This is a genomic window from Mesorhizobium argentiipisi (SeqCode), assembly GCF_037179585.1.
GTDB lineage: Bacteria > Pseudomonadota > Alphaproteobacteria > Rhizobiales > Rhizobiaceae > Mesorhizobium > Mesorhizobium argentiipisi.
On the sequence record NZ_JAPYKO010000021.1, the window covers coordinates 96,451 to 108,426 of the forward strand.

The 11,976-nt window shown below is 62.3% G+C and carries 13 protein-coding genes; 6 read left to right on the top strand and 7 right to left on the bottom strand.

Going from position 1 to position 11,976, the window contains the following annotated elements; all coding sequences use genetic code 11:
• Positions 1-38: 38 nt before the first annotated feature.
• From O7A05_RS24835 to O7A05_RS24860, 6 genes are read right to left on the bottom strand one after another with little or no spacing between them, the layout of a single operon-like run.
• A complete protein-coding gene (locus O7A05_RS24835) occupies positions 39-971 on the bottom strand; it encodes a beta-xylosidase (protein WP_337095558.1) in 933 nt (310 codons plus the stop codon).
• On the bottom strand, positions 964-1,725 hold the full coding sequence (locus O7A05_RS24840) for a TIGR04290 family methyltransferase (protein WP_337095559.1): 762 nt from the start codon (positions 1,723-1,725) through the stop codon (positions 964-966). Before O7A05_RS24840 ends, O7A05_RS24835 begins: the two co-directional genes overlap by 8 nt.
• Before the next feature lie 3 nt (positions 1,726-1,728).
• Positions 1,729-2,529: a nucleotidyltransferase family protein gene (locus O7A05_RS24845; RefSeq protein ID WP_337095560.1), complete on the bottom strand. Its 801-nt coding sequence runs from the start codon at positions 2,527-2,529 to the stop codon at positions 1,729-1,731.
• Complete coding sequence (locus O7A05_RS24850) at positions 2,529-3,629, bottom strand: CgeB family protein (RefSeq protein ID WP_337095561.1); 1,101 nt, start codon at positions 3,627-3,629, stop codon at positions 2,529-2,531. Before O7A05_RS24850 ends, O7A05_RS24845 begins: the two co-directional genes overlap by 1 nt.
• Positions 3,630-3,641: 12 nt before the next feature.
• The gene (locus tag O7A05_RS24855) at positions 3,642-4,238 is read right to left on the bottom strand and encodes a histidine phosphatase family protein (protein ID WP_337095562.1); all 597 of its coding nucleotides are present in this window, start codon (positions 4,236-4,238) and stop codon (positions 3,642-3,644) included.
• A complete protein-coding gene (locus tag O7A05_RS24860) occupies positions 4,235-5,338 on the bottom strand; it encodes an inositol-3-phosphate synthase (RefSeq protein ID WP_224581654.1) in 1,104 nt (367 codons plus the stop codon). The genes O7A05_RS24855 and O7A05_RS24860 overlap by 4 nt, the downstream gene beginning before the upstream one ends.
• Positions 5,339-5,536: 198 nt before the next feature.
• Here O7A05_RS24860 and O7A05_RS24865 point away from each other — a divergent pair, with 198 nt between their 5' ends.
• From O7A05_RS24865 to O7A05_RS24890, 6 genes are all read left to right on the top strand, one after another.
• Positions 5,537-5,989 (top strand): c-type cytochrome, encoded by a 453-nt coding sequence (locus tag O7A05_RS24865; RefSeq protein ID WP_337095563.1) that lies wholly within the window; start codon positions 5,537-5,539, stop codon positions 5,987-5,989.
• Between the two features lie 86 nt (positions 5,990-6,075).
• Entirely contained in the window at positions 6,076-7,152 is a 1,077-nt protein-coding gene (locus tag O7A05_RS24870) for a c-type cytochrome (RefSeq protein ID WP_337095564.1), read from the top strand.
• A 483-nt stretch (positions 7,153-7,635) separates the two neighbouring features.
• Complete coding sequence (coxB, locus tag O7A05_RS24875) at positions 7,636-8,370, top strand: cytochrome c oxidase subunit II (protein WP_337095565.1); 735 nt, start codon at positions 7,636-7,638, stop codon at positions 8,368-8,370.
• On the top strand, positions 8,367-10,280 hold the full coding sequence (gene ctaD / locus O7A05_RS24880; protein WP_337095566.1) for a cytochrome c oxidase subunit I: 1,914 nt from the start codon (positions 8,367-8,369) through the stop codon (positions 10,278-10,280). Before coxB ends, ctaD begins: the two co-directional genes overlap by 4 nt.
• Positions 10,281-10,877, top strand: a complete 597-nt coding sequence (locus O7A05_RS24885) for a cytochrome c oxidase subunit 3 (RefSeq protein WP_337095567.1) — start codon at positions 10,281-10,283, stop codon at positions 10,875-10,877.
• The gene (locus tag O7A05_RS24890; RefSeq protein ID WP_337095568.1) at positions 10,877-11,617 is read left to right on the top strand and encodes a cytochrome c oxidase assembly protein; all 741 of its coding nucleotides are present in this window, start codon (positions 10,877-10,879) and stop codon (positions 11,615-11,617) included. The genes O7A05_RS24885 and O7A05_RS24890 overlap by 1 nt, the downstream gene beginning before the upstream one ends.
• A 62-nt stretch (positions 11,618-11,679) precedes the next feature.
• On the opposite strand, the gene O7A05_RS24895 is transcribed toward O7A05_RS24890, so the two are convergent.
• Positions 11,680-11,838 carry a DUF3309 domain-containing protein gene (locus O7A05_RS24895; protein ID WP_337095569.1) on the bottom strand — a complete coding sequence of 53 codons (159 nt, stop codon included), beginning with the start codon at positions 11,836-11,838 and terminating at the stop codon, positions 11,680-11,682.
• Positions 11,839-11,976 lie beyond the last annotated feature (138 nt).

The window sequence follows — 11,976 nt, forward strand, 5'->3', positions numbered from 1 at the left end:
GCGCATGGGACGACCGATCGGCGGATGACATGATGATCTCACGCGGCCGAGGCGCGCCGCACCGGCATCTCGGCGTTGCGCGCGCCCGGGGCGTAGCGGCGGACCATGGCTTGGCAGAATTCGGCGAATTCCTCGGGCGCCTGTGGCGGGCTGGTGTGATGCGGCTGCAGGCCGCGATGTTCTGGCGTGAAGCAGAAGGTGACGGTGACGTCGAAGTCGGCGAGCGCTTCCATCTGGCGGTCGAACCAGTCGAGGGCATTCGGCCTGAAGCTGTCGGCCCAGGAGAGGCCCGTGCGCAGATTGGTGACGCCCAGACGCTTCATCCAGGCGACGGCATCGTCCAGCCGGTGGTCCTCAAAGTGGAACCACTGGACCAGCCCCATATCCGGCGTATGGCGCGCGAATTCTTCGAGCGCCGGCTTGGGCGTGCCATCCTCACGCAGCAGACCCATGTAGAAATGGCGGTAGTATGATGAGCCTTCCACCTCGCGATGCCGCGTCGTGGCGCCCCACGCATGCGGCAGATCGTAGAGGCTGTACCATTGCACGCGGGGCGCATTGCCCAGCAACAACTCCGCGGTCCGGCGCAGACCCCAGAGCTGGACCTCCTCGGCGCCGAAACTCGACACGCCGGCCTCGCTGATCCAGATCGGCAGATCGGTGACTTCGGCGATCTCGCCGAGCTTTTGCGGCCACTCGTGGATCTGCCAAAGGTTCCAGTCGAGCGGGAAGCCGTGCACGGCGACGGCATCGACGTGATCGAGCACGCCATACCCCTTCATCAGCGACATGAACCCGGCATCGATCGGCGAAATGCCGCCGAGAATTCTGGTGATTGCCGGATTTTCGAGGCCGATGGCGTCGGCCGCCAGGATCGCCATGCTGGCGAAGCGGCTCCAGTCCGGATCGAGCTCAGGGTCCCAATGCGACTTGTTGTTGGGCTCGTTCCAGATCATGGCGGCTTCAATCATCATTTCGTCCTTTCACAGGGTAGACCGCGCCTTCGCCGGCCGGCTCACCAGCCGCGCGGCAGAAATAAACCTCGTCCTCCGGGTGAATCAGGATCTCGAAACCGGCGCTGCGCAGCATCGCCTCGATGCAGCCGCGGTTCGGGATCCACCAGTTGGTCGGGTCGTCCGCATAGCGGTGCTCGATGAAATGCAGCTTCGGGAATTCGGGCCGATCGAACAGGTCGTGCGTCCAGAAATCGTAATTCTGTTCGAGCGCGAAGACCTCGCTGCTCCCGCGTTGCATCGATTGGAAAATCATCACGTCCCGCGCGACGTGCTCGCGGATCAGGTCCAGCGCCAGCAACGGATGCCGCAGGTGATAGAGCACTCCCATGAAGAGCACGATGTCGAAAGTCTCGCCAAGCGCGCCGACGTCATAGACCGACAGTTCGCGGAACTCGATGTCGCAATCGGCGACTTCGGCGGCGAAGCGCGCCTGTGATAGATAACCCGCGTCGAAGTCTATGCCGAGCACCCGGTCGGCGCCCCGCCGCTTCATTTCGATCGAATAGAAGCCGGCGTTGCAGCCGATGTCGAGCACGGACTTGCCCGAGAGATCGGCAGGAATCGCGTGCGCGAATTTGCGCCACTTGATCAGGGGATAGTTGCCGAGGAAATGATCGGGAGCGGTCTGCACGCCGGCCAGTTCCATGTTGTGAAACCATGGCCCCAGCGCGTCGATGCGGCGGCGGATTTCCGCGTCGGAATGCAGCATGCGTCAGCCTCCTTCGCCGGGCAAGGTCGGTACCGGCGAGCGGCCTGAAGGCACGGTTATTGGCGTGCCTTCTTCCGCTATATCGTTGTTTTCAAGCAATCGAAGCGCCGTGCGATAGCCGTTGAACGTCCCGACATCGACATAGGCGGTCCCCGCCTTGACGCCCCAGGCTTCGCCACCGGCGGCCAGATAGGCATTGACCAGCGTGCCGAAATACTCGTCGCGACCGTCCCGCTCGCGCCAGAGAGCCGCGAGCCGGTGAAAGATACTGCCCGGCATTTTGAATGCACCCCAGACCCACTCCGTGGCCGCGTTCCGCTGCTTGACCTGGATTTGCTCGACCCGGCTATCCTGATCGACGAGCACGGCGTCAAAAAGCTCGGGGCGGTCTACAGGGAACAGCAGGAACGACAGCCGGTCGTCCGCAAGACGGCAAAAGCCGTCCTCGGGAAACCAGATCGTATCCGGGAGCCCGATCAGCACCGTCTCTTCCGACCCGACGAGCGGTTCGGCGCGGAAGATCGCGTCGCAAAGGCCGACCGGAGAGGGCTGCGCCACGAAAATTGCGGCAGCTCTGTCATAGCCGGCAGCATAATATTCGAGGATATCCGATTTACCCGAACCGATGACGAAGCAGATCCTGTCGACCCCGTTGCGCACCATCCTGCGCACCAGATATTCGCTGACAGCGCAGGGCCGTTCGGTGTGCCCGTCCATTCGGCTGCCTACGGGCAGCAGTTCCTTGGAAAAGCCAAGCGGTTGAATGCGACTGCCCCGCCCGGCAGCAGGTACGATGCCCAGCATCAGACGGCTTCCTCCATGGCTTCGCTTGCTTGCGCCCGAGCGGCCTCCTTCAGGATCCGATCTAGTTCCGCGGCACGCCGCGTCGATGTGTGTTCATCGAGGACGCGCTCGCGGGCCCGGCCGCGCAGCGTTTCGAGCTCCGTATCCGGCAAACCGAGCGCGGCGACCACGTCCTCGGTAGAATGTGCAAGCAGGATTTCTTTGCCAGGCTCGAAGAAGCTGTCGAGGCCCGGCCAGTCGTCGGAAATGATCGCCGCGCCGCAGGCCGCCGCTTCGAACAATCGGCCCGACGGACACCAGCCCTTGCGCGCCATCGCTTCGCGGGTGACGTTCAGGGTCAGGCGTGACGAGCAGAAGAAGGCCGGATGGTCGGCAGGCGGCAGATGCCTGACAAAGAAGATGTTGTCGCTCCACGGAAAATCCTGAGGATATTGCGCCCCGCCGATGACGAAGCGGCGATCCGGCATCCGCAGAGCTGGCGCGACCAGCAATTTCTCGACGCTCGGCTGGCGATCTTGGGCATAGGTACCGAGATAGGACAGATCGCCGGCGAATTCGGGCCTGGGCTGCGCCGGCCGATGGCGGTCGGGGTCGACATGACCATAGAGCGGTAGGACCAGGCGCGCGCCCAGCGTGGTCTTTAGCGCATCGAGCGCCGGGCCGCCGGTGTAGCTCAGCACCAGGCCGAAATCGCGAAGGCCTTCCGGGCCGAAATAGGATGGCGGATCGCCTCGTTCGATACGTGCCAGCGTCACCGCGGTGTCGAGATCGTAAAACACCTTCAACCCGCGACAGGACTCTTGCGCCAGGTGCGAGGCTTCAACCGCATCCGGGCAGTAGGACGTAACGATCACAACGTCAGCTTCCCGGACCACGTTGGCCGCGGCCTGCGCGATGTCGTCCCAAGACGTGTAGAGCACGATGTCGCCACCATCGAGGTGATCGAGATCCCTTGCACCGGCGTAGTAGGGCGTGTCGCGTTCGAAGAAACTGATGCGCCAGCCGAGCGGCGCCAATGCGCGTATCAACCCGCGCCAGAGCGTGGCATGCCCGTTTCCCCATGAGGAGGTGACAGTGAGGCCGAAGATCGCCATCCGCATCGGGCTGCTCCGTCAAGCGACTTCATTCAGGCGAATGAGCTTCGAACCCCAGTCGCCATGAACGATGGTGGTGATCGATGCGGGTTCGACGTCGAAGCGGAAGCAATCGCCCAGCTGAAGGCCGAGGACCTTGCACACGGCGGCCTTGATGACATCCGCGTGGCTGATCAGCGCAACATACTGGTTGGGAGTTTGCCGGCGCAGCGCATCCATCAAGCCGATAACCCGGTGCTGCGTGTCCTGCATGGTCTCGCCGCCCGGCGTGCGTGCGCTCTGGCGCTGGTCATTCCATATTCGCCAGGCGGCATCGCCATTCAGCTCTTCAAACGTCTTGCCGGACCACGCGCCATAGTCGATCTCGTCCAATTCCTGGCAGATCGCGATCTGCTCGACGTTGCAGGCAATGGCGATCGGCTTCGCTGTTTCCAAGGTGCGCTTGCGCGGACTGCTGAAGATCGCGGCAAGAGGCTCCTTCGCCATGCGCCGCGCAAGCTGCAGCGCCTGCACCTGGCCGGCGCGGCCGAGGTCCATATCCTCCAGACGGCCGGCCAAACAGCGGTCGACATTGTCATGTGCGGCATGCCGGACGAGGAAGAAAGTGGTGGTCATTCGGCTGCGTCGAGCATCGGCTCGTCCCTGCCGGCGATGAAGGCGAGCGTGCGCAGGCGGGCCTCGGCATCGGTAAACTGCTCCGGCGGCGACTTCATGAAGTAGCTGCAAGGCCCCGTGAGCGCGCCGGCAATGCCGCGATCGAGGGCCAGCTTGGCGCAGCGCACGGCGTCGATCACCACGCCGGCGGAATTCGGCGAATCCCAGACTTCCAGCTTGAGCTCGGCATTTAGCGGCACGCCTCCGAAAGTCGTGCCTTCGACGCGGATATAGGCCCATTTGCGATCGGTGAGCCAAGGCACGTGGTCGCTGGGTCCGACATGGATGTTGCCTGGCTCGAGCGGAATATCGATCTGGCTGGTGACGGACTGCGTCTTGGAGATTTTCTTGGATTCCAGCCGCTCCCGCTCCAGCATGTTGAGGAAGTCGGTGTTGCCGCCGAAATTGAGCTGGTAAGTGCGGTCGATGCGCACTCCGCGCTCGCGGAAGAGATTGGCGAGCAGCCGATGGACGATGGTCGCGCCGACCTGGCTCTTGATGTCGTCGCCGACAAGGGGCAGGCCACGCTCCTCGAAGCGCCGGCGCCATTCCGGCCGCGAAGCAATGAAGACCGGTATGCAGTTGACGAAGGCGCAGCCGGCTGCCAGCGCGCATTCGGCATAGAAGCGGGTGGCCGCTTCCGAGCCGACCGGCAGATAGGACACCAGCACCTCGGCTCCGCTTTCCCGAAGCCTCGCGGTCACGTCGGCGACCGGTTCGTCTGCTTCCTCGACGATATCGCGCAGGTATTTGCCGATGCCGTCCAGGGTCGGTCCGCGGTGCACGCGCACGCCGATCGGCGCCACATCGGCAAAGCGGAAGGTGTTGTTGGGCGCGCTGTAGATCGCCTCGGCCACATCGCGCCCAACCTTGTCCTTCGCGACATCGAAGGCGCAGACGACTTCGACGTCGTCGACGTGGTAGCCGCCGAGATCGGCATGCATCAGTCCGGGGATCGGCTCGTTGCTTTCTGCCTGGCGATAGTAGGTAAGGCCTTGCACGAGGGAGGATGCGCAATTGCCGACACCGACGATGCCGATGCGAACCTTTTTCGATGTCACGAAACCGCCGCCTCTGCTGTTGGGGGTATATTCCTTGCCGCCGAACTGGGACCGGCCAGGAATGTTCCTTGCCGGCGGAAAAATTGCGGATCGCTGGTCAGCGCTTACGACGGCGCGTCGCTGCCGAACCGAGAAAGGGGCGCCTGCGGGAATGGAACCTCGCCCATCCTGCAAAGTTAAAGCGCGGGAGCGGTTGTCATGTCAGCAAACGCCGGCTTTCTGGTAGGCTGCGCATTTTGGTTTCTTGCCTATGGCAGCAGCTGGGTCGCAGCCGAGGAACTCGGGCATCAACAAGCGAAGGTCGTCAAACCTGCGATCGATCGAGCGACTCCGGCTGCGCCGCAATCCTCGAACCCAACCGCATCCCAAGACCCGCCGGGCAGCGGGCTGTCGCTGTTCCTTAGCAACGGTTGCGGTGCATGCCATACCATAAGAGGCACCGAGGCCCGCGGGACGATTGGTCCGGACCTTTCCCATGTCGGATCGCGAACAGCGATCGGTGCAGGGGTCCTGCCGAACACCGAGGAAGCCTTTGCACGTTTCGTCGCTCGCCCTGATCTGTTGAAGCCAGGCGTGAAAATGCCGGCGTTCGACATGCTGCCGCAAACCGAAATAGAGACGATCGCGCGATATTTGAAAGCCTTGCAGTGATGCCTGGTTCTCATACCGAATCCGGGACAACGTCCTCCAACGCTACTGCCGAAAAAGATGCCGTTCACGTGGCAAACCAGCCGACAATGATCCGCCTGAAATATGTCGTATTCGGCGCCATCGGTTTGCCTGTCGTCTTGTTGCTTGGGGCATGGATCGGCTTTTTCAACGTCGGCGCCAGCAGCGGCCATTGGAAGGTGACGGCCTGGTTCCTTCAGCTCGCCATGCGCTCGGCTGTACGCACTTATGCATTGGCCGTGGACGCGCCGAAAACGCTCGACCGGCGGGGGCTTCCGGCGGCAGCCGGACATTTTGCGCGAGGCTGCGCGATCTGCCACGGCGCGCCTGGCGAACTCCGCTCGCCGGCGGTGCTGCGGATGCTTCCGCAACCGCCGGATCTCGCGCTCACGGTCGGAGATTGGACCGACGCCCAGCTCTTTCGGATCGTCAGGCATGGAATACGGTTCACCGGCATGCCCGCCTGGCCGGCCCGCGACCGCGATGACGAGGTCTGGGCAATGGTTGCTTTCCTGCGGGAACTCCCAAAACTCGATCCGAATGAATTTCGAGCACTTGCCTTCAATGGCAGCGGTGCAACTACCAGCAGCGATCAGCAACCCGCCACCCCGGATGTTCTCTCCGACTGCATGCGCTGCCACGGGGGCGACGGCGATGGCAGAGGTGGCGCCGTGCCCGCGCTGGCCGGGCAGAAGGAAGCTTACCTGCTCGCTAGCCTTCAGGCCTATGCCAAAGGCGATCGCACGAGCGGCTTCATGGCTCTGCCGGTGACTGGCGTCGACCCCGCTGATCTGGCTGCGCTTGCCCGGTATTTCGCGGCGCAGCCGCCAGTATCAGCGGACCACGATCAAGTTTCGGCGGAGGTGATCAACAAGGGACAGCAAATCGCTGAGGCCGGAATTCCGGAGCGGAACGTGCCTGCCTGTTCCGGCTGCCATCTCGGCTCCGACAAAAATCCGGTTTATCCACGCCTTAACGGTCAGCATGCCGCTTACCTGGAGCGGCAGCTGAAGCTGTTCCGGTCCGAGGACCGAGGCGGCACGCCGTTCTGGCATATCATGGCTACCGCAGCCCAACGCCTCACGGACGACGATATACAAGCGGTATCGGCCTATTTTTCCAGACGTGCTGAAGTTCCTCGGTGAGCACAATGCGCCTGCTGTACAAGGCGCCTCGAAATCGGTTCAAGGAACTTTATCCCATCCTGCCAGTTCCAACTCCGCACAGACGGCCTGAGCAGACAGCCGGCTGAAGCATCCTTTGCGGGTGAACCAGGCTGAATGCATTTCCGGCGGCCTCACGAGACATGGAATTTCGGGACTGCAGCCTGTCCCGGCCTCCTGTCGCAGCTATGGCGCGTAGATGCCGCAGAACAGAAGAACGCCCCCGATCAGGCAGAAGGCGAGGAGTGTCGCAACGTAGAACCCGTGTTCGCGGAAAATCCTGGTATCGCGTTTCAGACTCACGGCTCAGCCTCTTCGGCACTCTACGAAGCCCTCAACACGGAACGGGACCGGCGAGTTCCGGATGCTCTGTTTCCTCTGTTTCGAAGAGCCCCCAATTGGCGGGTGTTGGCCGGCCTCGCGGCTGTCGCAAGCGGATCCGCTCTCGCCTCTGGCTGCACGGGTGTGCAGTCGGCCCTCGATCCACACGGCGAGCAGGCTGATGCTCTGGCTGTTCTGTTCTGGGTATTCACGGCCGTGCTCGGACTTGTCTGGCTGGTCACCATGGCCGGGTTGTTCTTCGCGCTGACACGCCGGCGAGACAGTCGCGGCGAACCGGCGCAAGCGCATCCAGCCGTCAGACGGCCGATGCTTATCGCCTTTGTTGCGATGCTGTCATCGACCGTCATCATTCTTTCGGGCCTGACCGCGCTCAGCTTCGACGGACAAAGGGCGGTTTTCGGGGATGGGGCCGGGGCGGCCGTAACTATATCGGTCATAGGGCACCAATGGTGGTGGCAGGTCCGCTACGAAGGAAAGAATGGTTTCGAGACGGCAAACGAGATTCGCATTCCGGTAGGCAGCGCGGTCGACATCAAGCTCACCACGGGTGACGTGATCCACTCGTTCTGGATACCGAGCCTTGCCGGCAAGCTCGATCTCATTCCAGGCAAAAGCAATGAACTCCGCATCCAAGCGGATAAGCCCGGCGTGTACCGCGGCCAATGTGCCGAATTCTGCGGCCAACAGCATGCGCATATGGCGATCTTCGTGGTGGCACTGGAGCCGAGCGAATTCGAACGCTGGCGCGCAAAACAGGCCGCGCCGGCAAGGCCGACGGCTCATCTTACGCAGCAACAAAATGTCTTTGCTTCCGCTGCATCGTCTCCATCCCCCGCCCTTTCGGAGCATTCGCGATGAGCCAGGCGGTCGAAGAACGCCACGAAACCCGTGACACCGATCTGGGTGACAAGGAGCTGCGCGCAAGACTGAGCAAGACCTGGGGCACGGCGCGTGGCCTGATAGGCATTCTTTCGACAGTCGATCACAAGATCATCGGCATCCGCTATGCCGTCACCGCCTTCGTCTTCCTGTTGGCCGGCGGCATCATGGCGATCATCATGCGGCTGCAGCTCGCACGGCCGGCCAGCCACCTCGTCGACGCCGAGCTCTACAACCAGCTTTTCACCATGCATGGCACAACGATGATGTTCCTGTTCGGGGTGCCGGTCGGCGAGGCGTTCGCCGTCTATCTGGTGCCGCTCATGGTCGGTACCCGCAACATCGCCTTTCCGCGTCTCAATGCCTTCTCCTACTATGTCTATCTGTTCGGCGGCCTGATGTTGTGGGGCGGCTTCGCGTTGAGCATCCGCCCTGATGTCGGCTGGTTTTCCTACGTACCCCTCGCAAATCTGAATTTCACTCCAGGCAAGGGGCCGGACTATTGGGCGCAGATGATCACTTTTACCGAAGTCGCAGCGCTCGCAGTCTCGGTGGAGATCGTCGTCACAGTCCTGAAGCAGCGCGCGCCGGGCATGACGCTCGACCGCATTCCACTCTTCGTATGGACGATGCTCGTCCATTCCTTCATCATCATCTTCGCCATGCCGGCGATCATGCTCGCCTCGTCTATGCTGATCATGGAGCGGCTGGTCGGCACGCAGTTTTTCAATCCAGATGCGGGCGGCGATCCGCTGCTTTGGCAGCACCTTTTCTGGTTCTTTGGTCACCCCGAAGTCTACATCATCTTCCTGCCTGGAACCGCTTTCGTGTCGGCGATCGTAGCGACATTCTCCCGGCGGCCGGTCTTCGGCTATTTGCCGATGGTGCTGTCGCTGATCGCGATCGGCTTTTTGTCCTTTGGCTTGTGGGTTCACCACATGTTCGTGACCGGCCTGCCTGAAATCGGCGCCGCATTCTTCACCGCCTCCAGCATGGCTATAGCCATTCCGAACGGGGTCCAGATATTCTGCTGGATCGCGACGCTGTGGGACGGCAAGCCGGTGCTCAAGACGCCGTTGATCTTCGTGCTCGGTTTCTTCTTCATCTTTGTCGCCGGCGGGCTCTCGGGTGTGATGCTGGCGTCGGTGCCAATCGATACGCAGGTGCACGACACCTATTTCGTCGTTGCCCATTTCCACTACGTGCTTATAGGCGGCACCGTCTTTCCGCTTGTCGCGGCCGTCTACTACTGGTTCCCGAAAGTGACGGGCCGGCTCATGGATGAGCGGCTCGGCAAATGGCAGTTCGTCCTCGCCTTCACTGGTTTCAACGTCACGTTTTTTCCGATGCACCTGCTCGGCCTGCACGGCATGCCGCGCAGGGTCTACACCTACCCCGCGGAGATGGGCTGGGGCGGGCTCAACCTGCTCGCCAGCGCCGGCGCACTGCTGTTCTTCGCAAGCTTTCTGCTCATGCTCTACAACATGATTGCCAGCGCCCGCTCGGGCGCCCTTGCCGGCGACAATCCCTGGGGCGCCGACACGTTGGAGTGGGCGACCAGTTCGCCGCCCCAGCCGCAGAACTTCGATCGCATTCCCTGCGTCACAAGCGGTTCGCCGCTATGGGATAAGGGCGATGACAAGGCGATGGTCGGCGGCCTCAAGGTTGATGAGCGCGAACTGCTCGTGACGAGCCTCACGGAGGCCCGGCCTGACATTCGCGAGGAATCGCCGGCGCCCTCGATCTGGCCCTTTCTGGCGGCGTTTGCCACAGCCGTCGCGTTCATCGGCTCGATCTACACGCCTTGGGCGGTTACTTGGGGTTCGCCCGTCGTTGCCATCGTGCTGGTCGCCTGGTTCTGGCCGAAAACCATCGAGGAGAATGTCTAGATGGCCCGCAGCGTCATCGATGTCTCGGGTTTGCCGACCTATGCCTTCGGTTCGCGTGTCACCCCCTGGTGGGGGACCTTCTCGTTCTGCCTGCTGGAGGGAACTGGCTTCGCCCTCGGCATCGGCGGTTATCTCTACCTGGCCGTCACCAACAAGGAGTGGGCGAAGGACGCGGTGCCTTTGAGCCTGCTCTGGTCGGCGCTCTTCACGCTCGTCCTTGTCGTCAGCGCATTGCCGAATTTCCTGATCAAGCGAGCAGCGATGCGGGAGAGCTTGCGCTCGGTCCGTCTGCTGCTGCTGATCATGAGCGCGATTGGGCTGGTGCTTATCGGGCTGCGCATCATGGAATTCTCGGCCTTGCCGGTACGCTGGAGCGACAATGCGTATGGCTCCTTTGTCTGGCTCCTTCTCGGTCTGCATGGCGTGCATGTGCTGACCGACGTTGCCGACACGCTGGTCCTGGCCGTGCTGATGTTTACGCGGCACGGAACGGGCAAACGCTTCAGCGATGCCGAAGACAATGCTTTCTACTGGTATTTCGTCGTGCTCTCATGGTTTCCCCTTTACGCCGTGCTCTATTGGCTGCCGAGGTTCTGATGCGGATCGCCCGCTCCGTCGGCGAGGCGTCTTTGCTCGCAGCATTTGTTTCGGCGCTGTGCACCATGCCGGCGCCCGCCGCATTCGCACATGGTGCAGGCCAAGGAACCGGCGGCTGGTCCGTCGCCGGCTTGACTGTTGTTTCGCTTGGCATCGTGCTGCTTCTCTACAGCGGTGGCATTGCGCGGCTGTGGCGGCGGGCGGGAGCGGGGCGCGGCGTCGCATGGTGGCAACTGGCCTGCTTCGCGACAGGCTGGTCTGCGCTTGCCGCGGCCCTGATGTCGCCGCTGCATGAATTGGGCGACCGGCTCTTTGCGGCGCATATGCTCGAGCATGAGCTCCTGATGGTGATCCTTGCTCCTGCTCTTGTCTTGTCGCGACCGCTCGGCGCCATGTTGTGGACGTTCCCGCCCGTCATACGACGACGCCTGGCGCGCGCGGCGCGATGGCCGGTCGTGCGAATAACATGGCGAGGCCTGACCGAGCCGGCCTCCGCAACGATCCTGCACGGCCTTGCCATCTGGGCACATGCCGGTTCTCTTCGATGCTGCACTCGCAAGCGAGCCGGTGCACTGGCTGCAGCATTTCCAGCTTTCTGGCAAGCGCGCTGGTCTTCTGGTGGGCTTTGCTCAATGGCCGGGCGCGCCGGAGAGGCTACGGCGCGTCGGTGTTCTATCTGTTCTTCACCTGAAGACGAATCTTCCGTACGGGAGAAACTCGACAGGTCCTTTGGGATTTGATGCACGGCGCTGCGCCATGCGGCCCGGAAATCACCTCACGCCTGGCAGAGGCTATCCAAGCGTCAAATGCGGCCCATGAGAGCCATGATCACCAGGATGACAAGTATGACGCCGACCAGGCCTGAAGGGCCATAGCCCCAGCCCGACGAATATGGCCAGGCTGGGATCGCACCGATCAGCAACAAAATGAGGATAATGATGAGGATTGTTCCGAGACTCATGTCGGTTCCCCGTACGCCTCCGGCGAGGGCCGCCTTGCGCGAGCATGGCATGGTAGCGAGGCTGCGCTCTTAAGGTCGTCCTTACGAGCGTAGTTAGCAGCACAGCATGAGCCATGTGACGTTATTGACCGGGCCTGA